This is a genomic window from Sphingobium sp. HWE2-09 (assembly GCF_035989265.1).
In the GTDB taxonomy this organism is placed as follows: Bacteria; Pseudomonadota; Alphaproteobacteria; order Sphingomonadales; family Sphingomonadaceae; genus Sphingobium.
Map to the genome: position 1 here is coordinate 1,454,865 of NZ_JAYKZX010000003.1, position 22,019 is coordinate 1,476,883.

Below are 22,019 nucleotides of genomic sequence, written 5' to 3' on the forward strand. Positions count from 1 at the left end.
CCCCGGCGGCGCCCCTTATTTATGCGATGGCGGCTTTACGTCGGCCCCGGCGTTCGCATCTTTGATCACGTTGATAACTGGCCGCACCTTGTGCCCCGGCGCAGGCCGGGGAACGGCGAGCCATCAGCCATCATATTATGACTAACGAGAAAGGGAGCGCCCTTGCGGCCGCTCCCTTTTCATATGCATCGATGGCGCGGCGGCTTAACCCGCCAGCGCCTTCTTCACCAGTTCGTTGACGACCTGCGGGTTGGCCTTGCCCTGCATCGCCTTCATCGTCTGACCGACGAAGAAACCGAACAAGGCTTCCTTGCCGCTGCGATATTGTTCGACTTTGTCGCCATTGTCGGCCAGCACCTTGGCTACCGCCGCTTCGATAGCGCCGGTATCTGAAGTCTGCTTCAGCCCCTTTTCCTCGACGATCTTGCCGGGCTTGTCGCCGGTTTCCAGCATGATTTCGAACACCTGCTTGGCGATCGTGCCGCTGATCGTGCCGTCGGCGACCAGCGCCAGCAATTCGGCGCCTTCCTCTGGGCTTACCGGACTGTCTTCCAGGCTTTTGCCGATGCGGTTGAGCGCGCCGTAAAGTTCGGACAGCAGCCAGTTGGCCGATGCCTTGGCAACGTCGCCCTCGCTCTTGTTCTGGATGCGGGCGGCCTGCGCCACCAGCGTTTCGAACCAGCGCGCGGTGTCGGCGTCGGCGGTCAGGGTCGCGGCATTATAGGCGGACAGGCCCAGTGCCTGCTCGTAGCGCTTGCGCTTGACGTCGGGCAATTCGGGCAGCGAGGCGCGGCATTCCTCCAGGAACGCGTCGTCCAGTTCCAGCGGCAACAGGTCGGGATCGGGGAAGTAGCGATAGTCGTGCGCATCTTCCTTCGACCGCATCGAGCGCGTTTCGTTGCGGTCCGGATCGTAGAGCCGCGTTTCCTGCACGATCTTGCCGCCCGCTTCCAGCACATCGACCTGCCGGTTCGCCTCATGCTCGACCACGGCCATGACGAAGCGGACCGAATTGACGTTCTTCGTTTCGGTGCGGGTGCCAAATTCCTCGCCGGGCTTGCGGACCGACACGTTTACGTCGGCGCGCATCGACCCCTGGTCCATATTGCCGTCGCACGAGCCGACATAGCGCAGAATTGTGCGCAACTTCGCCAGATAGGCACCAGCTTCGGCAGGCGATCGCATGTCCGGCTTCGACACGATTTCCATCAGCGCGACGCCCGACCGGTTGAGATCAACATAGGAGCTGGTGGGATGCTGGTCGTGCATCAGCTTGCCCGCGTCCTGTTCGACATGGATGCGCTCGACCCCGATCACCTTGGTGCTGGTGTCGGGGTTCTTTTCGTCCAGCACGATCTCGATCTGACCTTCGCCTACGATCGGGTGATAGAGCTGGCTGATCTGATAGCCCTGCGGCAGATCGGCGTAGAAATAATTCTTGCGGTCGAAGCGCGACCATTTGTTGATCTGCGCATCGATCGCCATGCCGGTGCGCACCGCCTGACGGATGCATTCCTGATTGGGGACGGGCAGCATGCCGGGCATGGCCGCGTCGACCAGGCTGACCTGCGTGTTCGGCTCCGCGCCAAAGGCGGTGGCGGCGCCCGAGAAGAGCTTGGCGTTCGACGTCACCTGGGCATGGACTTCCAGGCCGACCACGACCTCCCACTCGCCGGTTGCGCCCTGGATGCGATAGCTGCTCATTTTTTCAAGTTCCGATGATGAATATAGTTGATCGTGGTCAGGACGGCGTTGCTGCCGAGCAGGCCGAACACCCAGCAGGCGGTCAGGACGCGCAGGACGACGACCTCAAACCCCAGTTGCGCCCCGACATGGTGGGCGAACAGCGCCGCCAGCAAAGCCCCGGCCAGAAACAGGCCGCCCATCCAGAATTCGCCGCGCAGGATGACGGCATTGCCGACGCACAGTCCCAGGATGAACAGCGCGATCAGGACGAAGAATTTGGCAAGCAGCACATGGTCGAACCGCACATTATCGATGTCAGCCAGCGAATTGCCGACATAGGCGCTGAGGATCGCGCCGAAGGCGACGTTCAGCGCATTCTGCGCCTCTCGCAGCACTTCGACATTGCGTTCCCGAAAACCGCCCGGTCTGAACATGCGTTCTCCGTCTCTGGGCCTTGCCTCTCTAACTTACCACCACTTGCCCGGCCGTGCGACGAAGCCCGCCCGTTCTTCGATCGCCAGACCCGCGTTCAGCACGGTCTGTTCGTCCAGCGCCTTGCCGATGATCTGGAGGCCCAGCGGCAGACCCGCCGAATCCAGTCCGCCCGGCACGGCCATGGCGGGCAACCCGGCCAGCGAGGCGGGCACGGTGAAGACGTCGTTCAGATACATGGCGAGCGGATCGGCCTGCTTTTCGCCTAACGCGAACGATGCGCTCGGCGCGGTCGGGGTCAGCAGCAGGTCGCATGTCTCGAACGCCTGTTCGAAGTCGCGTGCAATCAGCGCCCGGACCTTCTGCGCCTGGGTATAATAGGCGTCATAAAAGCCCGCCGACAGCACATAGGTGCCGATCATGATGCGGCGCTTGACCTCCGGACCGAAACCGGCGGCGCGGGTCGCGGCATACATGTACTGCAAGCCTGCGCCGTCGGGCAGGTCGCGCTGGCCGTAGCGCACGCCGTCATAGCGGGCGAGGTTGGACGAGGCTTCGGCAGGCGCGATGATATAATAGGTCGGCAGCGCATATTTCGTGTGCGGCAGCGATACTTCGACCACGTCGGCCCCGGCATCCTTGAGCCAGGCGATGCCGCGATCCCACAGGGCGGAGATTTCCGGGTTCAGGCCGTCAGGGCGATATTCCGTGGGAATGCCGACCGTCTTGCCCTTAAGGTCGCTCGACAGATTGGCTTCCCACTGGGGCACGGCCAGATCGAGGCTTGTCGAATCCTTGGGATCGAAGCCCGACATGACTTCCAGCAGGATCGCATTGTCACGCACCGTCCGCGCCATCGGCCCGGCCTGATCGAGCGAGGAGGCGAAGGCCACGATGCCCCAGCGCGAGCAGCGGCCATAGGTCGGCTTGATGCCGCTGATGCCGGTGAAGGCGGCGGGCTGGCGGATCGAGCCGCCGGTGTCGGTGCCGGTCGCAGCCGGGCAAAGCCGCGCCGCGATGGCGGAGGACGAACCGCCCGACGAGCCGCCCGGGGCCAGCGCGGCATTGCCGCCGTCATTGCGCCGCCAGGGCGAGATTACATTGCCATAATAGCTCGTTTCGTTGGACGATCCCATGGCGAACTGGTCAAGGTTGAGCTTGCCCAGCATCCCCGCGCCTGCCGCCCACAGCTTGCCCGACACGGTCAATTCATAGGTCGGTACGAAGCCTTCGAGCATATGGCTCGCGGCGGTGGTCTGCGTGCCCTCGGTGCAGAACAAGTCCTTCATGCCGATCGGCACGCCAGCCAGCGCACCTGTCGTTTCGCCGGCCGCTTTCGCCTTGTCGGCGGCGTCGGCGGCTTCCAGCGCCTTGTCCGGCGTTTCCACGATGAAGGCGTTCAGCGCACTGGCGGCGGCGACATTGGCGTTGAACGCGCTCGCCACTTCGCGTGCGGAAAAATCGCCCGCGCGGAAACCGTCGCGAATGTCGGCTACGGTAAGATCAGTCAGATCAGTCAAAATCTTTTTCCCGTTCGGGCCGAGCCTGTCGAAGCCCTGCCCTTCTTGAAAAGAAAAACGGCCCTTCGACAAGCTCAGGGCGAACGGTGCTTGAGGGCGGCGCCCTATTCAATGACTTTGGGCACCGCGAAGAAGCCATGTTCGGCTTGCGGCGCGTTGGCCAGCACCTTGGCCCGGACATTGCCGTCGGTGACGACGTCCTGGCGCAGGCGTTGATGGTTGGGGATGACGGCCGTCATCGGCTCCACGCCGGTCACGTCCACCTCGCCCAATTGCTCCACCCAGCCAAGGATGTTGTTGAGTTCGGGCACCATCGCTTCCGCTTCGGCGTCGGTCACCGAAATGCGCGAGAGGCTGGCGATCTTTTTTACGGTCTGAAGGTCTATCGACATGGGCCGCCGCTACCACCCGCGCTCGCTGGCTTCAACCCGTTTCGCGCCTCTTGCGCCCACTCTCCCCTTGCGCCAGACAGACGGCAGCAATTGGGGGCGGCGCGCCCCTTCTTTCGGAGAGCATGGGTGGCCCGCAAATTTCTCTATGTCATCGCGACATTGATCGTGCTGGTGATCGCGGCGCTGCTTGTCTATCGCATCTGGGGGATGCAGCTGATCCGCATGGTGATGGTGCCGCGCCAGCCCTTTACCCAATTGCCGCCCCTGCCCGCCAATGCCTATGACAGCGCGGCCATGTGGCTGGCGCGGCCGGACATTGTGAAGGACAATGCCGCGCTCTGGACGCCTGCGGGCGTGACCACGCCCAGGACCGGGCAGAAGGCCGCGATCTTCTTCATCCATCCCACCAGCTACATCACCACCTTCGGCAGCGCCCAGTGGAACGCGCCGATCGGCGACAAGGATGCGGACGCCACCGCGCGGCGCTTCGTCATGAGCCAAGCCAGCGCGTTCAACGCTGCGGGCGCGGTGTGGGCGCCGCGCTATCGCCAGGCCAATTATGGCGCATTTCTGACCGACCAGCCTGCAGGCGACCAGGCGTTGGCGATAGCCTATCGCGACGTGGCGCAGGCCTTTGCGGCGTTCCTGAAGGCCAATCCCACCGGCCCGCTGATCCTGGCGGGACATAGCCAGGGGTCGCGCCACCTGCTGCAATTGTTGCGGGAGCAGGTGGCGGGCAAGCCGGTGGCCGACCGCGTGGTCGCCGCCTATGTCGTGGGCTGGCCGGTGTCGGTGGAAGCGGACCTGCCTGCGCTTGGCTTGCCCGCCTGCGCGCGGCAGGACCAGTCGCACTGCATCGTCAGTTGGCAAAGCTATGCCGAACCGGCCGATCCGTCCGCCGTGGTCCAGAGTTTCGAACGCAACACCGGCTATACCGGCAAGCCACGCAAGGGCACGCATATGCTGTGCACTAATCCCATCACCGGCGCGTTCAACGGCGCGGCCCCGGCCAGTGCGAACAAAGGTACGCTGGATTCCCGTGTGCAGGGCCAGCCGCCCAAGCTGCTGACTGGCATCGTGCCTGCCCGCTGCGATACCAGCGGCGTGCTGATGATCGGGGAGCCGGTGGACATGGGTCCGTTCACGCTGCCGGGCAACAACTACCATGTCTATGACTATAGCCTGTTCTGGGGCAATGTTCGGGAGGATGCGCAGAAACGGCTGGCGGCCTTCACCAGCAAGTGACTTACGTCCAAAGACGTGGCAGGGCGGCGCCATGACATTGGTAACAACGGATCGCGTCGCATTCCGCACGGCGCTGCCCCAGGGCGGGCGGCTGATCGGCATGGATGTCGGCACCAAGACGATCGGCCTGGCGCTGTGCGACGCCGAATGGTCGATCGCCAGCCCGGCCTATACGGTCACGCGCGGGAAGTTCAGCAAGGACAAGATCGGCCTGGCCGCCTTCATCACGCAGCAGAATGTGAAGGGCATCGTCATCGGCCTGCCGCTCAACCTGGATGGCACCAATTCGCCGCGCAGCCAGTCCAGCCGCGCCTTTGCCCATAATGTCGCGGACCTGGGGTGCCCGGTGCTGCTGTGGGACGAACGCTGGTCGACGCAGGCGGTGACCCGTACCCTGCTGGAAGCCGACGCCAGCCGCGCCCGGCGCGACGAACTGGTGGACAAGCTGGCGGCCAGCTACATATTGCAAGGGGCGATCGACGGGTTGGTCGCGGGGATGGAGTGACCGCCCTGCGCCATCGCCCGGTATAATCACGAGACTGAACCCATGTATCCTCGACATCTTCTCTACGCCGCTGTCCTCACTACGGGCGCGTTCCTGCCGGTTGCGGCGCAAGCGGGCTTCTACAGTGGCGATGATCTTTACGCGGTCTGCACGACCGACAAGGACGGCAAGGATTATTTCGAGAAAAGCTATGAATGCGTCGGCTATATCAGCGGCGCGGTGGATGCGTTCAATACGACGCGGGAAGCCAACAATCTCAAAAGCTGTATTCCGAGCGGCGTGACGATCAGCCAGTTGCGCACCGCCACGGTGAATTATCTTGGCAAGAATCCGATCGATCGGCAGCAGTCCGCGTCGTCGCAGGTGTTCGCCGCGATGCGCAAAGCATGGCCGTGCCCGACCGCCAAGAAAGCGCCCGCGAAGAAGGCCGCCCGCAAGAAGCGCTGACCCTTATTCCCCGTCCCGCCCATAGACGTCGGGCAAGAACTGCACACCCTGCGCGGTCGGGACGGCGGTGAGGTAGGTCAGGAAGACCGGCACCGGCTGGGGCAGTGGTGCATGCTGTTCGGGCGCGTCGCCGTCTGCACTGGGCGTCTTGCCGAAGAACCAGCGGCCTAGTCGCTGCGCATCCTCCAACCGCACGCAGCCATTGCTGAAATGGCGGTCGGGCTTGGCGAACAGGTCGCGCTGCGGCGTGTCGTGCAGGTAGATGCCAAGGTCATTAGGGAACATGAACTTGATCCGGCCCATGGCGTTGGTGCCGCCGGGCAATTGCCGCACGCGCACCTCCGTCCGGCCCGCCGCCACCGCGTTCCAGTCGATCGCGCTTTGCGCCAGTGGCGCGGGATTGGCGCTCCAGTCGGACAGCGCTTCATAGCGCAGGCTCTTGAGCGTCGCACCGCCCAGAATCTTGGGCGCGACCCGGGTTTCGACCAAGTCGGACGGGATATTCCAATAGGGGTTGAGCGTCGCATAGCGGATCATGCCCGCCATCAGCGGCGTCTGCGTTTCCTTGGTCCCGGCCACGACCTTCATCGTGCCGTCCAGCGCGCCCTTGCTGTAATACCAGAGCCGCGCCGACGCCGCGTCCACCACCACATGCCGGGTCCAAGGACCGGGGAGCAGGCGCGCGCGTTCCAGATTGAGCGCCAACAGGCGATCGTAGCGGCCCGGACCGTCGTTCAGGGCCGCGACCGTCATCGTGCCTGCAACGCCATCGGGTTTGAGGCCATGGTCGGTCTGGAACGCCTTCACCCTGGCGACAAGCGGCTTGTCATAGGCGACGCCATCCGCCAGGCCGAGCCGGTGGCGCAGCAGTGCGATTTCGGGCGCCTTACCGCCGGGGCGCAGTTTCACGTCTTCGGGGATCTGCACGGCAGGCAAGCCGCCCCACTGGTCGAGATAGCGTGCTCGTGCATTGCGCAATTGCATGTAGAGCGGACTCATCCACCCGGCGGTCTGGATATAGTCGGTGAGCGACGGGGCGAGCGCGGCGGCGCGTATGATGTCGGCGGGTCCGGGCGGCTTGGGTTCCGCCTCCTGATCGATATAGCGCATCTTCACGCCCTTGGCCGGGCGGCGCATGTCGATGACCAGATCGGCAAAGGCGCGCGATAGGGCCAGGTCGGCGCGGGCCAGCGCCTTGGGACTGCGCTCGCTGTCCGCGGTTTCGATCAGGCGTTTCAGGTCGCGTGCGCCATAGTTGCGGGGATTGAGGCCGTCGGCGTCGCTCTGGTCGATCAGCGCCAGCAGCGCGTCGGCCTGTGAGTTGACGCGGTCCTTGTCTACCCAGAGCGGCCAATAGCCGCGCGGGGCATAGAAATCCTTATATTTCCCGCTGACGCCCGCGCGGATTTCGGCCGCAACGCTGGATTGCGCGGCCTTGTCGGCCGCACCGACCTGCGCCAACGCGCCGTGCGGGATAGCTGTGACGGCCAATAGTCCGGCGATCAGCGAAAGCGAGGGGGCGCGGCAGATGCGCCGCGCCCGCAGGAAGGGGTGGATCAGCCGCGTTCTCCCCGGCGCGAAGGCGGCGGGGGCGGCGGCGGCGGGCACGGCGGACCCTGGACCGCGTGATAGATGCCGTCGGCCGTGTAATAGCCATCGACATAACCATCGCCGTCGCGGTCCGCAGCGACGGTTCCGGCAATGGCACCGGGGCCGATCGGCGGCGCGGCGGTCACCGGGGCGTCGTTCTTCGCGCAAGCACTCAGGGCCAGAAGCCCGCCAGCGGCTAAGGCCAAATGTCTATATTGCATATGCACTCCCTGTACGCCGCATGGCAAAGCCGTGGGCGCCGTTCAACCTCTCGCCGCAATCGATGCGGCTCGACGCTAACGTGCGAGGGCGGGATAAAATCCATTACTTGATCGAAATGACGGTGAAGCGTGGCTTGGTAGCGTCCACCTGAAAAGGCGTGCGCTTCGCTCGTCAAGAGCAGCGTGTTCCCCGTCGGCGGGAGCCATGGGACTGGGTTCCCGCCTGCGCGGGAACACGCGGCTTATTGCACCCACTCGGCAGACGGGATGCCCTGCGCGTAGAGCAGTACCGACAGGTCGCCATGGACGATTTCGGCGGCGGCGGCGGCGCGGGTTACGGGCTTGGCATGATAGGCGACGCCCAGCCCTGCACCCTGGATCATCGGAATGTCGTTGGCGCCGTCGCCCACCGCCAACGTCAGCGCCCGGTCGATGCCGCCCGCGATCGCGGCTTCCAGTTCGGTCCGCTTGCGCGCGGCGTCCACGATCGGCGTGGCGACGGTGCCCAGCAGCGCGCCATCGGCGATCTCCAGAACGTTGGCGACATTCGCGTCGAAACCAATTTCTTGCGCCACCGGGCCAGTGAAGCGGGTGAAGCCGCCCGACACCAGCAACGTCTTCGCGCCGCGCGCCTTCATCGTGCGGACGAGCGCCTTTGCGCCGCCCATGATCACGACGCGCTCCTCGCGGCACTGATCGATGGCGCTGTCGGGCAAGCCCTTGAGCAGCGCAACGCGGCCATGCAGCGCGCCTTCGAAATCCAGCTCGCCGCGCATCGCCCGTTCGGTGATCTCGGCGATCTGCGGCTTGATGCCCGCATAGTCGGCCAGTTCGTCGATGCACTCGACGGTGATCATGGTGGAATCCATGTCGGCGATCAGCAGCTTTTTCTCGCGGTTGGCGGTCGGTTGAACGATGACGTCCACCTTGTCGCCCACGCCTGCCAGCGCCGCGCGCGCCGCGACCGGATCGGCGGCGAAGACGATGTCGGCGGCCTTGGCTTCGTCCAGCCATGCGATGTCGCCCGGCTGGCACCCGGCATCGCGCAGGCGGTCCACGGCCTGCGCAATATCCCCCTGCCCGAGTTGATCACTTGCCACTAAGGTCGCGACGAACATGCACACTCCTGAAACCATTATGGGCGAATCCCGCCCGCGCGTCGCGCTTATTGCCGGGCCGACCGCCAGCGGCAAGAGCGCGCTGGCCATTGCCCTAGCCAAGGCGACCGGCGGCGTCGTCATCAATGCCGATGCCAGCCAGGTCTATGCCGACCTGGCGATCCTGTCCGCGCGCCCATCCGCGGCGGAGATGGGCGACGTGCCCCATCGCCTCTTCGGCCATATCGACGGAGCGGAAGCGTGCACCGCGCCGCGCTGGGCGGCCGAGGCGAAGGGGGAGATCGCCGCCGCCCATGCTGCGGGCAGGCTGCCGGTGCTGGTCGGCGGCACTGGCCTGTATATCCGCACCCTGCTGGACGGGATCGCGCCGGTGCCTGAGATCGACCCCGATATCCGCGCCGCCGTGCGCGCGCTGCCGGTGGCGGACGCGCATGCAGCGCTGGCCCGCGAAGACCCGGAAGCCGCCGCCCGCCTGGCGGCTGCCGACACGACCCGCGTTGCCCGCGCGCTGGAGGTGGTGCGATCGACCGGCAGGCCGCTCAAGGACTGGCAGCAGCATAAGGCGGGCGGCATCGCCGACCGGATCACGCTGGCGCCCATGATCCTGCGTCCGCCGCGCGACTGGCTGATCGCGCGGTGCGACCGGCGCTTTGCCCAGATGATCGCACAGGGCGCGGTGGCGGAAGTGGCGGCGTTGCTGGCCCGCAACCTCCATCCCGACCTGCCGGTGATGCGCGCCATCGGCGTGCCGGACATTGCCGCTTTCCTGCGCGGAGACAGCGAGTTGGACAGTTGTATCGCATCGGGCAGCCTGGCCACCCGCCAATATGCCAAGCGGCAATATACCTGGTTCACCAACCAGCCGCCGCCCAGTTGGCCGCGTGACGAACGAGAGATTGATGCCAAAATAATCAATGAATTAGTAATTAAATTACAACAATAGAGGGTTGACCGGTCATTTTATGTCCACTAGAGGCAGCAACCTTGCCATCGCAGGCGTGCTGTCGCAAAGGACGTCGCCCTGCACCCTGAACAGAAGGATTTTATCGTGGCCGAAAAGAGCGGCGCGGACATATTGGTTGAATGCCTGATCGATCTCGGTGTCGAGGTCGTATTCGGCTATCCCGGCGGCGCGGTGCTGCCGATTTATGACGCGCTCTACAATCATCCCACGATCAAGCATGTGCTGGTCCGCCACGAACAGGGCGCGACGCACATGGCGGAGGGCTATGCCCGGTCGACCGGCAAGCCCGGCGTCGTGCTGGTCACGTCCGGTCCCGGCGCGACCAATGCGGTCACCGGCATCACCGATGCGCTGATGGATTCGATCCCCATGATCGTCATCACAGGGCAGGTGCCGACGCAGCTGATCGGCACCGATGCGTTCCAGGAAGCCGACACGATCGGCATCACGCGCCACTGCACCAAGCATAATTATCTGGTGAAGACGCCTGGCAAGCTGGCCGAAGTCGTGCATGAAGCCTTTCATATCGCCACCACCGGCCGCCCCGGCCCGGTCGTCATCGACATTCCCAAAAATGTCCAGATCGCGACCGCGCCCTATGCCAGGCCGGAATTGAAGGTCCACGCGAGCTATCGTCCGCAGACGACGGCGGACGCGGCCGGAATCGACGCAGCGGTCGAGATGCTGGCCGCAGCCGAGCGCCCGATCCTCTATACTGGCGGCGGCGTCATCAATTCGGGGCCGCAGGCGTCCGCCCTGCTGCGCGAACTGGTTGCGCTGACCGGCGCGCCCGTCACCTCGACCCTCATGGGTCTGGGCGCCTTCCCTGCGTCGGGCGACGAGTGGCTGGGCATGTTGGGCATGCACGGCACCTATGAAGCCAATTGGGCGATGAACCAGGCGGACCTGATCCTGTGCATCGGTGCGCGTTTCGACGATCGCGTCACCGGGCGACTGGATGCTTTTGCGCCCAACAGCCGCAAGATCCACATCGATATCGACCGCAGCTCGATCAACAAGATCGTCGATGTCGATGTGCCGATCGTCGCCGATATCGCCAGCGCGCTGGACGACATGATCGCCCTGTGGAAGCATCGCGGCCACCAGAAGGCGGACCTGTCCCCATGGTGGGCGCAAATCGCCGACTGGCGCGCGAAGCGCAGCCTGGACTATGCCGAAAACGGTGTCGAGATCATGCCGCAGCGCGCGATCGCGGACCTGTATGCCGCGTGCCAAGCGACCGGCAAGGACGTGATCATCACCACCGAAGTGGGCCAGCACCAGATGTGGGCGGCCCAGCATTTCGGGTTCGAAGCGCCCAATAAATGGCTGACGTCGGGTGGCCTCGGCACGATGGGCTATGGCTTCCCGGCCGCCATCGGCGCGCAGATGGGCAATCCCGACAGCGTCACCATCTGCATCGCGGGTGATGCATCGGTGCAGATGAATATCCAGGAAATGGGCACCGCGAGCCAATATCGCCTGCCGGTCAAGCTGTTCATCCTGAACAATGAATATATGGGCATGGTCCGCCAGTGGCAGGAACTGACCTATGAAAGCCGTTATTCCAACAGCTATTCGGACAGCCTGCCCGATTTCGTGAAGCTGGGCGAAGCCTATGGCTGGACCGGCATCCGCATCGAAGAGCCGGAGGAGTTGGAGGCGGGCATCCGCCGGATGCTGGACACCGACGGTCCGGTGATCGTGGATTGCCGGGTGGCGAAGCTGTCCAATTGCTTCCCGATGATCCCGTCGGGCGCATCGCATACGGACATGCTGCTCGATCCCAACCAGATTGCGGGCGTGATGTCCGACGAGGCAAAGGCGCTGGTGTGATGGTGAGGATGTGACCCAACATCTAAAGCTCCGCATCCATGTGACGGAGCCATGGGATTTCGAACGGAGCGCGGGGACAGCCGATATCACCGGCTGGACCATCGATCATGCCGACCCGGACAATGAGGAATGGGAAGTGCATCTGGATGAAGGGTTCGATTTTCACGAGCGGCATATCGGCACCTTGCTGGTCGGTCCCCGCTATGTGGGCGAACATCTGTCACGGATGTTCGATGCGGTAACGGGCCTGCCCGTCCGCGTCGCCCATCGGCAGGACGGCAGTTGGCAATATAGTTTCATCGCGATGATTTCGCAGCGCCACGACGACACGGACGGGCGCGCAGATACGGATAACGGGGCCAGCATCTGATGCATATTCAGGAAGAACTCAGCCAGCGGCACGTGTTGTCGCTGACCGTTTCGAACGAGGCGGGCATATTGGCGCGGATCGCGGGCCTGTTCACCGCGCGCGGCTATAATATCGACAGCCTGACCGTGGCGGACATCACGCAGGATCATGGCGTCAGCCGCATCACCATCGTCACCAACGGCCCGCCTAAAGTGATCGACCAGATCATCGCCCAGCTCGACAGGCTGGTGCCGGTGCACAAGGTCACCGACCTGACCGAGGCCGGCCCGTTCGTGGAGCGCGAACTGGCGCTGGTGAAGGTCGCGGGTGTGGGCGAGGACCGGATCGAGGCGCTCCGCCTGGCGGACGTATTTCGCGCCAAGGTGGTCGATACGACGATCGAAAGCTTCATCTTCGAGATCACCGGCACGACCGACAAGATCGACAATTTCGTCGGCCTGATGCGGCAGATCGGCCTGGTCGAGGTGGGGCGGACCGGCGTGGTCGGGCTGATCCGGGGCAAAGAGGCGAATTAACAGAAATATCCTCGCCCCTTTGGGGAGAGGAAGCGAGACTTGGCAGCTTGCTGCCTAGTCGCAGCTGGAGAGGGGGCGGCCACGGCGCTTGCCCCTCTCCAACTTCATCTAGGTCCGGCTTCGCCGAACCAAGATTTCATATCCTCTCCCCCAAGGGGCGAGGAAATCTGTTCGAGGGAAGAGACAATCATGAAGGTTTATTACGATCACGACGCGGACATCGGCCTGATCAAGGGCAAGAAGGTCGCCATCCTGGGATATGGTTCGCAGGGTCATGCCCATGCGCAGAATCTGCGCGACAGTGGCGTCGCCGAAGTCGCCATCGCGCTGCGCGCCGGTTCGCCCAGCGCCAAGAAGGCGGAAGGCGCAGGCTTCAAGGTTCTCCCGAATGCCGAAGCCGCCGCCTGGGCCGACGTGCTCATGATCCTGGCCCCCGACGAGCATCAGGCCGCCATCTATGCCGACGACATCCATGCCAATCTGCGCCCCGGCGCGGCGCTGGCCTTCGCCCACGGCCTGAACGTCCATTTCGGCCTGATCGAAACCCGCAAGGACGTGGACGTCATCATGATCGCACCTAAGGGGCCGGGCCACACCGTGCGCGGCGAATATGTGAAGGGTGGCGGCGTGCCCTGCCTGATCGCGATCCATCAGGACGCGACCGGCAATGCGCATGACATCGCCCTGTCCTATGCCAGCGGCGTCGGCGGCGGTCGCAGCGGCATCATCGAAACCAATTTCCGCGAAGAATGCGAAACCGACCTGTTCGGCGAGCAGGCTGTCCTCTGCGGCGGCGCGACCGCGCTGGTCCAGGCCGGTTTCGAAACGCTGGTCGAAGCCGGTTACGCGCCGGAAATGGCCTATTTCGAGTGTCTGCACGAACTCAAGCTGATCGTCGACCTGATGTATGAAGGCGGCATCGCCAACATGCGCTATTCCATCAGCAACACCGCCGAATATGGCGATATCAAGACCGGCCCGCGCATCATCACCGAAGAAACCAAGAAGGAAATGAAGCGCGTGCTGGCCGACATCCAGTCGGGCCGCTTCGTCAAGGACTTCGTCCTCGACAACCGCGCCGGTCAGCCGGAGCTGAAGGCCAGCCGCATTGCCGCCCAGCGCCACCCGATCGAGGAAACCGGCGCCAAGCTGCGCGCGATGATGCCCTGGATCGGCGCGAACAAGCTGGTGGATCAGGAGAAGAATTGACGGCCACAAAATAGCCCCTCCCTTTTAAGGGAGGGGTTGGGGTGGGTGCGAGCAAAGCGAGCTGACGACCTCACCGTCGCAGCGCCACTGCGTGGCGCCCCTCCCTTGAAAGGGAGGGGAGCAGACGGCGTAAGCGGGAACGATCCGTTTCCGCATAGGGCTCTGGCGCAATCGCGGGGCGTGGCTTATTCAAGCTGCGCCCCTTGAGCGTTTTACGGAGAGTTTGTCTTATGAAGAAATTCCTGATCCCCGCCGCCGCCCTGATCGCTATTGCCGGTGGCAGCGTCGTCGTTGCGCAGATGCCCACCTCGGCCCCCGGCACCAAGGACGTCGCCAAGGTGACCGGCGGCACGTACAAGGTCGATGGCGGCCATACCCAGGTCGTGTTCGCGTGGAACCATATGGGCTTCACCAACAATATGGGCACGATCGCCGAACCCACCGGCACGCTGACGCTTGACAAGGCCAGCCCGGCCAAGTCGAAGGTGGCGGTCGAATTCACCATCGCCAACCTGCGCACCGGCGTCGCCAAGCTGGACGAGCATCTGATGAAGGCCGACTTCTTCGATTCGGCCAAATTCCCGACCGCGACCTTCGTGTCGACCAGCGTGAAGCCCGAGGGTGCGACGGCGGCTGAGATCACCGGCAACCTCACCATCAAAGGCGTGACCAAGCCGGTAACGCTGGACGCCGAATTTTTCGGCGCAGGCGTGCAGCCGATGAGCAAGAAGGAAAATGTCGGCTTCGTTGCAACCGGCACGATCAAGCGCAGCGATTTCGGCATGGGCTATGGCGTGCCCGTCGTCGGCGATGCGATCGAGTTGAAGATCGTCGCCGGTTTCGAAAAGCAGTAAGTCTTAGCGGTTTGCAAAACCGACGGGGCCGACTTGCATGTCGGCCCCGTTTTGCGTTACAGCCCCTTTCATCATGCAGAGCGTCACGCTTCTTACCCTGCTACGACTTACACGCCCTTAGGCGTGGCTTTTGTGCTGCCGTCCGGCTAAGGGCAGCGTCGATCCGCCTAAGGGCATTCATCACAGTCAAGTCGTCTATCGGGACGCGTTCGCACGCCCCGACCGCCAAGAAGTAGTCTGATCCATGATGCTGACCGATCCTTCCCAGAAATACCGCGCTTTCCCGCAGATCGACCTGCCCAACCGCCAATGGCCAAGCCAGGTCATCACCGCACCGCCGCGCTGGCTGTCGACCGACATGCGCGACGGCAACCAGTCGCTGATCGACCCGATGAATGCCGAAAAGAAGCGCCGCTTCTTCGACCTGCTCTTGAAAGTCGGCGTCAAGGAGATCGAGATCGGCTTCCCCGCCGCAGGTGCGACCGAGTTCGACTTCATTTCCGGGCTGGTCCGCGATGGCGCGATCCCCGACGATGTGATCGTCCAGGTACTGACGCAGGCGCGTGCCGACCTGATCGCGACTACTTTCGAATCCTTGCGCGGCGCGCCCAAGGCGATCGTCCATGTCTATAATGCGGTGTCGCCTGCCTGGCGCAACATCGTGTTCCAGATGAGCCGACCGGAGATCAAGGAGATCGCGGTCAACGCCGCCAAGCTGCTGCGCGACAATGCAGCGGCGCAGCCGGACACCGACTGGCATTTCGAATATTCGCCCGAGACATTCTCCACCGCCGAACTGGATTTCAGCCTGGAATGTTGCGAGGCGGTGATGGATATCCTGCAGCCGACGCCGGAAAAGCCGCTGATCCTGAACCTGCCCGCGACGGTCGAATGCGCGACGCCCAACATCTATGCCGACCAGATCGAATGGATGTGCCGCAACATTTCCAAGCGCGATAGCGTCGTCATCTCGCTGCACCCGCATAATGACCGGGGCACCGGCGTCGCCGCCGCCGAACTGGGCCTGATGGCGGGCGCCGATCGCGTCGAGGGCTGTTTGTTCGGCAATGGCGAGCGGACCGGCAATTGCGACCTGGTGACCGTGGCGCTCAACATGTACACGCAGGGGATCAATCCGCTGCTGGACTTCAGCGACATCGACGAAGTCATCCAGACGGTAGAATATTGCAACCAGTTGCCCGTGCATCCGCGCCATCCCTATGCTGGCGAACTGGTGTTCACCGCCTTCTCCGGCAGCCATCAGGACGCGATCAAGAAGGGCTTTGCCGCACAGGAAGCGCGCAACGATTTGATCTGGGACGTGCCCTATCTGCCGATCGATCCCAAGGATCTGGGCCGCGACTATGAAGCGGTGATCCGCGTCAATTCGCAATCGGGCAAGGGCGGCGTCGCCTGGGTGTTGCAGCAGGACAAGGGCTATAAGATGCCCAAGCGGATGCAGGCGGAATTTTCGAAGGTCGTGCAGGCCTTTGCCGACGAAAGCAGCCGCGAACTTAACGCCGCCGACATCTGGAGCGCGTTCCAGGATCATTATCGCCTGACCGGCGAGCAGGCCTATAGCCTGATCGACTATCATGAGAGCGGCGTGGCGGGGGATCGCATCTTCACCGGCAAGATCGTTCATGAAGGCGTGGAACGATCGATTTCCGGGCGCGGCAACGGCCTGTTATCATCGGTACTGGCCGCACTGCGCGACGAGTTCGGCGTGCAGCTGGAGATTGCCGATTATAGCGAACATGCGATCGGCGCGGGCAGCGACGTGAACGCCGCGGCTTATGTGGAATGCCGCGCGCCTGATGGCCGGACGGTGTTCGGTGTCGGCACCGATGCGGATGTGGCGACAGCGTCGGTACAGGCGGTGCTGTCGGCCGCAAATGGGATTGCGGCGCGGGGGTAACGGGATCTGTTCCCCGGCGCAGGCCGGGGTCCAGCTTTGCATGATCCGAACTGGACCCCGGCCTGCGCCGGGGAACGGCCCACTACTTCGCCAACGCCCTGACCACCGCATCCCACTGCGCCAGCGATGCCGGGATGCCCGCCACCGGCACCCGCTCGTTCAGCCCATGGGCGAAGCCATCATCCGCTTTCATGAACAGGCTGGACACGCCATAGCTCGGCACGCCCAGCGCCCGGAAATAGAGACTGTCGGTGGCGCCCGCCGACATGCCCGGCATCACCGCGATGCCTGGCGCTCGCGCGGTCACCGCGTCGCGTACGGCCTTCATGACGTCGGCGCGCAGGGGCGAGGCGTCGCTGGCCAGCGGATCGCCTAGCGTCTTCACGGTCGCGTCCGGGTCCGCGATCACCCTGGTCAGTTCCGCTTTCACATCGTCGATCGCCACGCCGGGGAAGATGCGGCAATTCACATCCACCTTCGCGCTTTGCGGCAACGCGTTCAACGCATGGCCCGCCTGCGCCATGGTTGCGACGCAGGTGGTGCGGACCTGCCCGAGAAATTCTGGCCGTGTCGATAGCAGGTTCGCCGCCGCCACGTCTCCCGTTTCCGCATAGCGGCGCATCGCCTGCCCCACTTCGCCGTCGATCCGGTCGGCGGACAGGGATAGCGACGCCTTGGTCAATGCATTGCGCATCGGCGGGAATTGATAGGCGGCGATCCGGTCGATCGCTTTTGCCAGCCGGTAGATCGGATTGCCCGGCGTCGGCGCGCTGGAATGACCGCCGGGGTCGGTAAAGCCGATCTCGAAATCGGCATAGGTCTTCTCGCCCGCCTGCAATTGATAGAGGACCGGTTTGCCTTCGTCATTGAGCAGCCCGCCGCCGCCATCGCCGTTCAGCACCAGTTCGGCGTCCTTATATCGAGCCGCCAGCGCCTTGGTCGTCAGCATCGCGGTTTCTTCGTCGCCCGACAGAGCCAAGATGACGGTGCGGCGCGGTGTCCAGCCCTCCTTGCGCCACTGGGCCATCGTCGCGACCATCATCGCCACATCATATTTATTATCCTCCGCCCCGCGCCCGAAGATATAGCCACCCTCCTCCACCGGCACGAAGGGATCGCGGGTCCAGTCGGCGCGATTCGCGGCCACCACGTCCATATGGCCGATCATCAGCAAGGGTTTGAGTTTGGGGTCGCTGCCTTTGAGCGTCGCTGCCAGCGACGCCGTCTCACCGATCGGGGTGATGACGATATCCGCATCGGCAAAGCCCGCGCTTTTAAGCACCCCGGCATAATAAGCCGCCAGCTTGGGCACCTGCCCTGCCCCTTCGACCGTGCGGAATGCGACGGAGCGCATCAATATGGCCTTGGCCGCGTCTGCATCGGCCGCCGCCATCGCGGCGTGCGGCAGGGCCAGCAAAGCCGCCGCCAGATATGCGTGCCGCATCATCATCTATTTACACTCCCCGATGGACCGATACCCCATCTGTGGCATAGCGGATAACGCCCGCCAATGCGTTGATTGGGCATAGCGATGGAAAGAGGACCACCTTATCCGCGTTGCATCCCCCTAAAGAATTGCTTGCGCGCAATCGGGACGTCCGTTCCCATATGGCGCTGGCAAGCCCACAGGAATGAAGCCCATGGCCCTCCATTATCGCAGTTTCGGATTTCAGGTATTGGCCGGCATGGTCGTGGGGCTGTTGCTGGGCTTGGTCGCGCGCCAGATCGGCGCAGGTCCGGATGGCGACCTCAACTGGTTGGCGACCGCGCTCAAGACGGTGGGATCGATCTTCGTCTCGCTGTTGAAGGCGATTGTGCCGCCCCTGGTCTTCGCCGCGATCGTCGCGTCGATCGCGAACCTGCGCGCGCTCGACAATGCCGCGCGGCTGGCGGGGCAGACGCTGCTGTGGTTTGCGATCACCGCATTGATCGCAGTCGCCATCGGCATTGCGATCGGCGTGATCGTGCAGCCGGGCGTGGGCCTCAGCAGCGCGGCGCTGGCCGCGAAGCAGCCCGAATCAGTGGGCGGCTGGCTCGATTTCCTTAAGGGGCTGGTGCCCGCCAACAGCTTGGCGCTGTCCGGCAGCACCAAGATCAGCGACGGGTCGGCGACCACCGGCATCAGCTTCAACATCCTGCAATTGCTGGTCATCTCGATCGCGGTCGGCCTTGCGACCTTGAAGGTCGGGGACAAGGCGGACGCATTCCTGTCCTTCGTCCGCTCGCTGCTATCCGTCGTGCGTGCGATCCTCGGCTGGGTCATTCGCCTGACGCCGATCGGGTCGGCGGCGCTGATCGGCACCGCCATCGCCACCTATGGCTGGAGCGCATTGGCGCAACTGGGCAGTTTCACCGCCGCCATCTATCTGGGCCTCGCGCTGGTGCTGCTGGTCGTTTATCCCACGCTGCTGGCGGTCAACGGCCTGAAGCCCGGTCCCTTCTTCGCCAAGGCCTGGCCCGCGATTCAGCTGGGTTTCGTGTCGCGCTCCTCGGTCGGCACCCTGCCCGTCACCGAAGCGGTGACCGAGCGGCTGGGTGTGGAGAAAGGCTATGCCGCCTTCGCCATTCCGCTGGCGTCGACCACCAAGATGGATGGCTGCGCGTCCATCTATCCTGCGCTGGCGGCGATCTTCGTGGCGGGCTTCTACGGCATCCCGCTACATTTCGTGGATTATGTGCTGATCGTCTTCGTTTCGGTCATCGGATCAGCCGCGACGGCGGGGTTGACCGGCGCGATCGTGATGTTGACGCTGACGCTGTCCACGCTTGGCCTGCCGTTGGAAGGCGTGGGATTGTTGCTGGCGATCGACCCGATACTGGACATGGGCCGCACCGCCGTAAACGTTGCGGGCCAAGTGCTGGTCGGCGTGATTGTCGCCAAGCGGGAGGGGATATTGGACGAGGCGGCCTATTATGGCGCGGGGGATATCGTCGCTGCTGAGTGATGACGTTTCGGCTGGATCAACGCGAGGATCGCAAAAACGGCCGATTTCTGGACGGGCGCGCCTTGGTTTCGTCACCCTATGTCTATAGGCAGGGTTAGCATCGGAACTTAGCGGAGTGAATTGTTGGATACTGTCTCGGTCGTTTTAATCCTGTTGGTCGCCGTCGTCGTCAGTGGCGCCATATCTCGTATCCTGCCGGTCAACCTGCCCACGCCATTGGTGCAGATTGCCTTTGGCGCGCTGATCGGGCTGGCGGCGGATATCCGGGTGGAACTGGACCCCGAACTGTTCCTGCTGTTGTTCCTGCCACCGCTGCTGTTCCTGGATGGCTGGCGCATCCCGAAGGATGAGTTGCTCAAGGACGTGTCGACCGTCTTCGAACTGGCGTTGGGGCTGGTGCTGCTGACCGTCGTCGGGGTCGGTTTCTTCATCCATTGGCTGATCCCCGCCATGCCGCTGGCAGTCGCCTTCGCGCTGGCCGCGGTCGTCTCCCCGACCGATCCGATCGCGGTGTCCGCCATCGCCGCGCGCGTGCCCATTCCCAAGCGGATGATGCATATATTGGAGGGCGAATCGCTGCTGAACGACGCGTCAGGCCTGGTGTGCCTGCGCTTTGCGATCGCGGCGGCGCTGACGGGCAGCTTCTCCATCGGGCAGGCCAGCTTGACCTTCCTATGGCTGGCGGTCGGCGGATTGCTGGTCGGTGTGGCCGTGACGTTGTTCGTGACCCGGACGAAGGCGTGGATCTCCGATCGGTTCGGCGAGGATATCGGGTCGCAGGTGCTGATCAGCCTGCTCATTCCCTTTGCCGCCTATATCATCGCCGAACATCTACATTGTTCGGGCATTTTGGCGGCCGTTGCGGCGGGCGTGACGATGACCTTTGCCGAAATATCCCGCCAGGCGCTGCCTGCCACGCGGATGCGGCGCAATTCGGTGTGGGACACGATCCAGTTTGCGCTGAACGGCATCATCTTCGTGCTGCTGGGCGAACAATTACCCAGCATCCTGGTCGCCGCCAAGCAGACCGTGCACATGACCAACCATAGCAATCCCTGGTGGCTGGCCATCTATGTGCTGGCGATCATGCTGGCGCTGGTCGCGCTGCGCTTTGCCTGGGTGTGGGTGTCGTTCCGCCTGACGCTGTTCCGCGCGCGTGAGGAGATCGCCTATCGACGGCCCAACTGGCGGCTGGTCGCGGCGATGTCCGTCGCGGGGGTGCGCGGGGCGATCACCCTGGCGGGTGTTCTCACCATTCCGTTGACCTTGGTCGACGGCAGCGATTTTCCGGCGCGCGATCTGGCGATCTGTCTGGCGGCGGGGATCATCATCCTGTCGCTGATCCTGGCGAGCCTGTGCCTGCCGCTGCTGCTGCGCGGGCTGGAGATGCCGGCCGAGCCGTCGCGATTGGCGCAGGAGAATGCGGCGCGCATCGCGTCTGCGCAGGCGGCGATCCAGGCGATCGAACAAGCGCAGCATCGGCTGGCCGAAGGCAGCGCCGACGCGGACGTCTATGCAGCGGCCGGATCGCGCATCATGGACCTGTATCGCGAGCGGATCGACAGCCGCATCCAGCAGAGCGCCGACCAGGAAGAGGTCAAGCAACTGGCCCGCGTCGATCGCGACCTGCGTCTGGCCGGGTTCAGGGCCGAACGCGACGCCATTTTCGCCATGGCGCGAAAGCGCGTGATCGGCAGCGAGATCACGCAGAAGCTGGTGCGCGAACTGGACCTGGCCGAGGCGCGCTATCGATAGCGTCTGTTGGGTGCGCTCGACATGCAGCGGACATCGTCGTTCGGGATGGCGTTTCGACAAATGATTTGCGCCCGTCCGCCTTTTTCCGAACATTCCGATCGTCGGTCCAGCGCCGAACGAAGGAGACGGCCATGCGCGTGATGATATTGGTGAAGGCGACCGAAGACAGCGAAGCGGGTTATCATCCATCGCCCGAAACGGATGCGATGATGGCGGCGATGGGCCGGTTCAACGATGCGCTGCGCGAGGCGGGCATTTTGGTGATGGCGGAGGGGCTGACGGAATCATCGCAGGGCAAGCGAGTGGCTTTCGATGGCGCCGATCGCACCGTGATCGACGGCCCTTTTGCAAACCCGCGCGAACTGGTCGCGGGATTTTGGCTGTGGGAGGTCAAGGACATGGATGAGGCGATCGCCTGGGTGAAGCGATGCCCCAATCCCATGCCGGGGCCAAGCGTGATCGAAATTCGGCCCCTGCATGCGTTGGGATAGACAGGA

Annotated in this window: 21 protein-coding genes; 13 read left to right on the plus strand and 8 right to left on the minus strand. The window is 63.9% G+C overall.

From position 1 onward, the window contains the following. Positions 1 to 204: 204 nt before the first annotated feature. The 4 genes from gatB to gatC all read right to left on the minus strand — a co-directional run bounded on the left by gatB (position 205) and on the right by gatC (position 4,030). A complete protein-coding gene (gene gatB, locus U5A89_RS12470; protein ID WP_338161418.1) occupies positions 205 to 1,704 on the minus strand; it encodes an Asp-tRNA(Asn)/Glu-tRNA(Gln) amidotransferase subunit GatB in 1,500 nt (499 codons plus the stop codon). After that, a complete protein-coding gene (locus U5A89_RS12475) occupies positions 1,701 to 2,120 on the minus strand; it encodes a hypothetical protein (protein ID WP_338161419.1) in 420 nt (139 codons plus the stop codon). The genes gatB and U5A89_RS12475 overlap by 4 nt, the downstream gene beginning before the upstream one ends. A gap of 33 nt (positions 2,121 to 2,153) precedes the next feature. Beyond that, positions 2,154 to 3,638 (minus strand): Asp-tRNA(Asn)/Glu-tRNA(Gln) amidotransferase subunit GatA, encoded by a 1,485-nt coding sequence (gatA, locus tag U5A89_RS12480; RefSeq protein WP_338161420.1) that lies wholly within the window; start codon positions 3,636 to 3,638, stop codon positions 2,154 to 2,156. 104 nt (positions 3,639 to 3,742) lie between these two features. Next, positions 3,743 to 4,030, minus strand: a complete 288-nt coding sequence (gene gatC, locus U5A89_RS12485; RefSeq protein ID WP_338161421.1) for an Asp-tRNA(Asn)/Glu-tRNA(Gln) amidotransferase subunit GatC — start codon at positions 4,028 to 4,030, stop codon at positions 3,743 to 3,745. Positions 4,031 to 4,156: 126 nt separating this feature from the next. On the opposite strand from gatC, the gene U5A89_RS12490 reads away from it, so the two are divergent. Genes U5A89_RS12490 through U5A89_RS12500 form a run of 3 tightly spaced genes read left to right on the plus strand, consistent with a single transcriptional unit; the run spans position 4,157 to position 6,227 of the window. Then, positions 4,157 to 5,275 (plus strand): DUF3089 domain-containing protein, encoded by a 1,119-nt coding sequence (locus tag U5A89_RS12490; RefSeq protein ID WP_338161422.1) that lies wholly within the window; start codon positions 4,157 to 4,159, stop codon positions 5,273 to 5,275. A gap of 31 nt (positions 5,276 to 5,306) precedes the next feature. Next, positions 5,307 to 5,780 (plus strand): Holliday junction resolvase RuvX, encoded by a 474-nt coding sequence (gene ruvX, locus U5A89_RS12495; protein WP_445190654.1) that lies wholly within the window; start codon positions 5,307 to 5,309, stop codon positions 5,778 to 5,780. Between the two features lie 42 nt (positions 5,781 to 5,822). Beyond that, a complete protein-coding gene (locus tag U5A89_RS12500) occupies positions 5,823 to 6,227 on the plus strand; it encodes a Rap1a/Tai family immunity protein (protein WP_338161423.1) in 405 nt (134 codons plus the stop codon). A gap of 3 nt (positions 6,228 to 6,230) precedes the next feature. Here the strand turns inward: U5A89_RS12500 and U5A89_RS12505 are convergent, their stop codons facing one another. The 3 genes from U5A89_RS12505 to serB form a co-directional block, all read right to left on the minus strand. Further along, positions 6,231 to 7,835, minus strand: coding sequence for a L,D-transpeptidase family protein (locus tag U5A89_RS12505; protein WP_473964824.1), 1,605 nt, complete (start codon positions 7,833 to 7,835; stop codon positions 6,231 to 6,233). After that, positions 7,784 to 8,038 (minus strand): hypothetical protein, encoded by a 255-nt coding sequence (locus U5A89_RS12510; protein ID WP_338161424.1) that lies wholly within the window; start codon positions 8,036 to 8,038, stop codon positions 7,784 to 7,786. The genes U5A89_RS12505 and U5A89_RS12510 overlap by 52 nt, the downstream gene beginning before the upstream one ends. Before the next feature lie 242 nt (positions 8,039 to 8,280). Continuing rightward, positions 8,281 to 9,156, minus strand: coding sequence for a phosphoserine phosphatase SerB (serB, locus tag U5A89_RS12515; protein WP_338161425.1), 876 nt, complete (start codon positions 9,154 to 9,156; stop codon positions 8,281 to 8,283). Between serB and miaA the strand changes: the two genes are divergently transcribed. The 7 genes from miaA to leuA all read left to right on the plus strand — a co-directional run bounded on the left by miaA (position 9,155) and on the right by leuA (position 16,822). Next, a complete protein-coding gene (gene miaA, locus U5A89_RS12520; protein WP_338161426.1) occupies positions 9,155 to 10,099 on the plus strand; it encodes a tRNA (adenosine(37)-N6)-dimethylallyltransferase MiaA in 945 nt (314 codons plus the stop codon). The genes serB and miaA overlap by 2 nt on opposite strands. A gap of 105 nt (positions 10,100 to 10,204) precedes the next feature. After that, positions 10,205 to 11,956: an acetolactate synthase 3 large subunit gene (locus U5A89_RS12525; RefSeq protein WP_338161427.1), complete on the plus strand. Its 1,752-nt coding sequence runs from the start codon at positions 10,205 to 10,207 to the stop codon at positions 11,954 to 11,956. Positions 11,957 to 11,966: 10 nt separating this feature from the next. Next, complete coding sequence (locus U5A89_RS12530) at positions 11,967 to 12,326, plus strand: hypothetical protein (RefSeq protein ID WP_338161428.1); 360 nt, start codon at positions 11,967 to 11,969, stop codon at positions 12,324 to 12,326. Further along, positions 12,326 to 12,841 (plus strand): acetolactate synthase small subunit, encoded by a 516-nt coding sequence (gene ilvN, locus U5A89_RS12535; protein ID WP_056682062.1) that lies wholly within the window; start codon positions 12,326 to 12,328, stop codon positions 12,839 to 12,841. Before U5A89_RS12530 ends, ilvN begins: the two co-directional genes overlap by 1 nt. A 189-nt stretch (positions 12,842 to 13,030) precedes the next feature. Further along, entirely contained in the window at positions 13,031 to 14,050 is a 1,020-nt protein-coding gene (gene ilvC / locus U5A89_RS12540; protein WP_338161429.1) for a ketol-acid reductoisomerase, read from the plus strand. 230 nt (positions 14,051 to 14,280) lie between these two features. After that, a complete protein-coding gene (locus tag U5A89_RS12545; protein WP_338161430.1) occupies positions 14,281 to 14,904 on the plus strand; it encodes a YceI family protein in 624 nt (207 codons plus the stop codon). Positions 14,905 to 15,148: 244 nt separating this feature from the next. Next, positions 15,149 to 16,822 carry a 2-isopropylmalate synthase gene (leuA, locus tag U5A89_RS12550; protein WP_338161431.1) on the plus strand — a complete coding sequence of 558 codons (1,674 nt, stop codon included), beginning with the start codon at positions 15,149 to 15,151 and terminating at the stop codon, positions 16,820 to 16,822. Between the two features lie 82 nt (positions 16,823 to 16,904). On the opposite strand, the gene U5A89_RS12555 is transcribed toward leuA, so the two are convergent. After that, positions 16,905 to 18,272, minus strand: a complete 1,368-nt coding sequence (locus tag U5A89_RS12555; protein WP_338161432.1) for a M20/M25/M40 family metallo-hydrolase — start codon at positions 18,270 to 18,272, stop codon at positions 16,905 to 16,907. Positions 18,273 to 18,462: 190 nt separating this feature from the next. On the opposite strand from U5A89_RS12555, the gene U5A89_RS12560 reads away from it, so the two are divergent. The 3 genes from U5A89_RS12560 (at position 18,463) to U5A89_RS12570 (ending at position 22,013) form a co-directional block, all read left to right on the plus strand. Next, positions 18,463 to 19,767, plus strand: a complete 1,305-nt coding sequence (locus tag U5A89_RS12560) for a dicarboxylate/amino acid:cation symporter (RefSeq protein ID WP_338161433.1) — start codon at positions 18,463 to 18,465, stop codon at positions 19,765 to 19,767. Between the two features lie 123 nt (positions 19,768 to 19,890). Continuing rightward, positions 19,891 to 21,522: a Na+/H+ antiporter gene (locus U5A89_RS12565; RefSeq protein WP_338161434.1), complete on the plus strand. Its 1,632-nt coding sequence runs from the start codon at positions 19,891 to 19,893 to the stop codon at positions 21,520 to 21,522. Between the two features lie 131 nt (positions 21,523 to 21,653). After that, positions 21,654 to 22,013 carry a YciI family protein gene (locus U5A89_RS12570; RefSeq protein ID WP_338161435.1) on the plus strand — a complete coding sequence of 120 codons (360 nt, stop codon included), beginning with the start codon at positions 21,654 to 21,656 and terminating at the stop codon, positions 22,011 to 22,013. The last annotated feature ends 6 nt before the right edge of the window (positions 22,014 to 22,019 follow it).

Coding starts and splice junctions, on each gene's coding strand:
- gatB (WP_338161418.1), bottom strand. CDS start 1,704: ATGAGCAGCTATCGCATCCAGGGCGCAACCGGCGAGTGGGAGGTCGTG.
- U5A89_RS12475 (WP_338161419.1), bottom strand. CDS start 2,120: ATGTTCAGACCGGGCGGTTTTCGGGAACGCAATGTCGAAGTGCTGCGA.
- gatC (WP_338161421.1), bottom strand. CDS start 4,030: ATGTCGATAGACCTTCAGACCGTAAAAAAGATCGCCAGCCTCTCGCGC.
- ruvX (WP_445190654.1), top strand. CDS start 5,307: ATGACATTGGTAACAACGGATCGCGTCGCATTCCGCACGGCGCTGCCC.
- U5A89_RS12500 (WP_338161423.1), top strand. CDS start 5,823: ATGTATCCTCGACATCTTCTCTACGCCGCTGTCCTCACTACGGGCGCG.
- U5A89_RS12510 (WP_338161424.1), bottom strand. CDS start 8,038: ATGCAATATAGACATTTGGCCTTAGCCGCTGGCGGGCTTCTGGCCCTG.
- miaA (WP_338161426.1), top strand. CDS start 9,155: ATGCACACTCCTGAAACCATTATGGGCGAATCCCGCCCGCGCGTCGCG.
- serB (WP_338161425.1), bottom strand. CDS start 9,156: ATGTTCGTCGCGACCTTAGTGGCAAGTGATCAACTCGGGCAGGGGGAT.
- ilvN (WP_056682062.1), top strand. CDS start 12,326: ATGCATATTCAGGAAGAACTCAGCCAGCGGCACGTGTTGTCGCTGACC.
- ilvC (WP_338161429.1), top strand. CDS start 13,031: ATGAAGGTTTATTACGATCACGACGCGGACATCGGCCTGATCAAGGGC.
- U5A89_RS12545 (WP_338161430.1), top strand. CDS start 14,281: ATGAAGAAATTCCTGATCCCCGCCGCCGCCCTGATCGCTATTGCCGGT.
- leuA (WP_338161431.1), top strand. CDS start 15,149: ATGATGCTGACCGATCCTTCCCAGAAATACCGCGCTTTCCCGCAGATC.
- U5A89_RS12555 (WP_338161432.1), bottom strand. CDS start 18,272: ATGATGATGCGGCACGCATATCTGGCGGCGGCTTTGCTGGCCCTGCCG.
- U5A89_RS12560 (WP_338161433.1), top strand. CDS start 18,463: ATGGCCCTCCATTATCGCAGTTTCGGATTTCAGGTATTGGCCGGCATG.
- U5A89_RS12570 (WP_338161435.1), top strand. CDS start 21,654: ATGCGCGTGATGATATTGGTGAAGGCGACCGAAGACAGCGAAGCGGGT.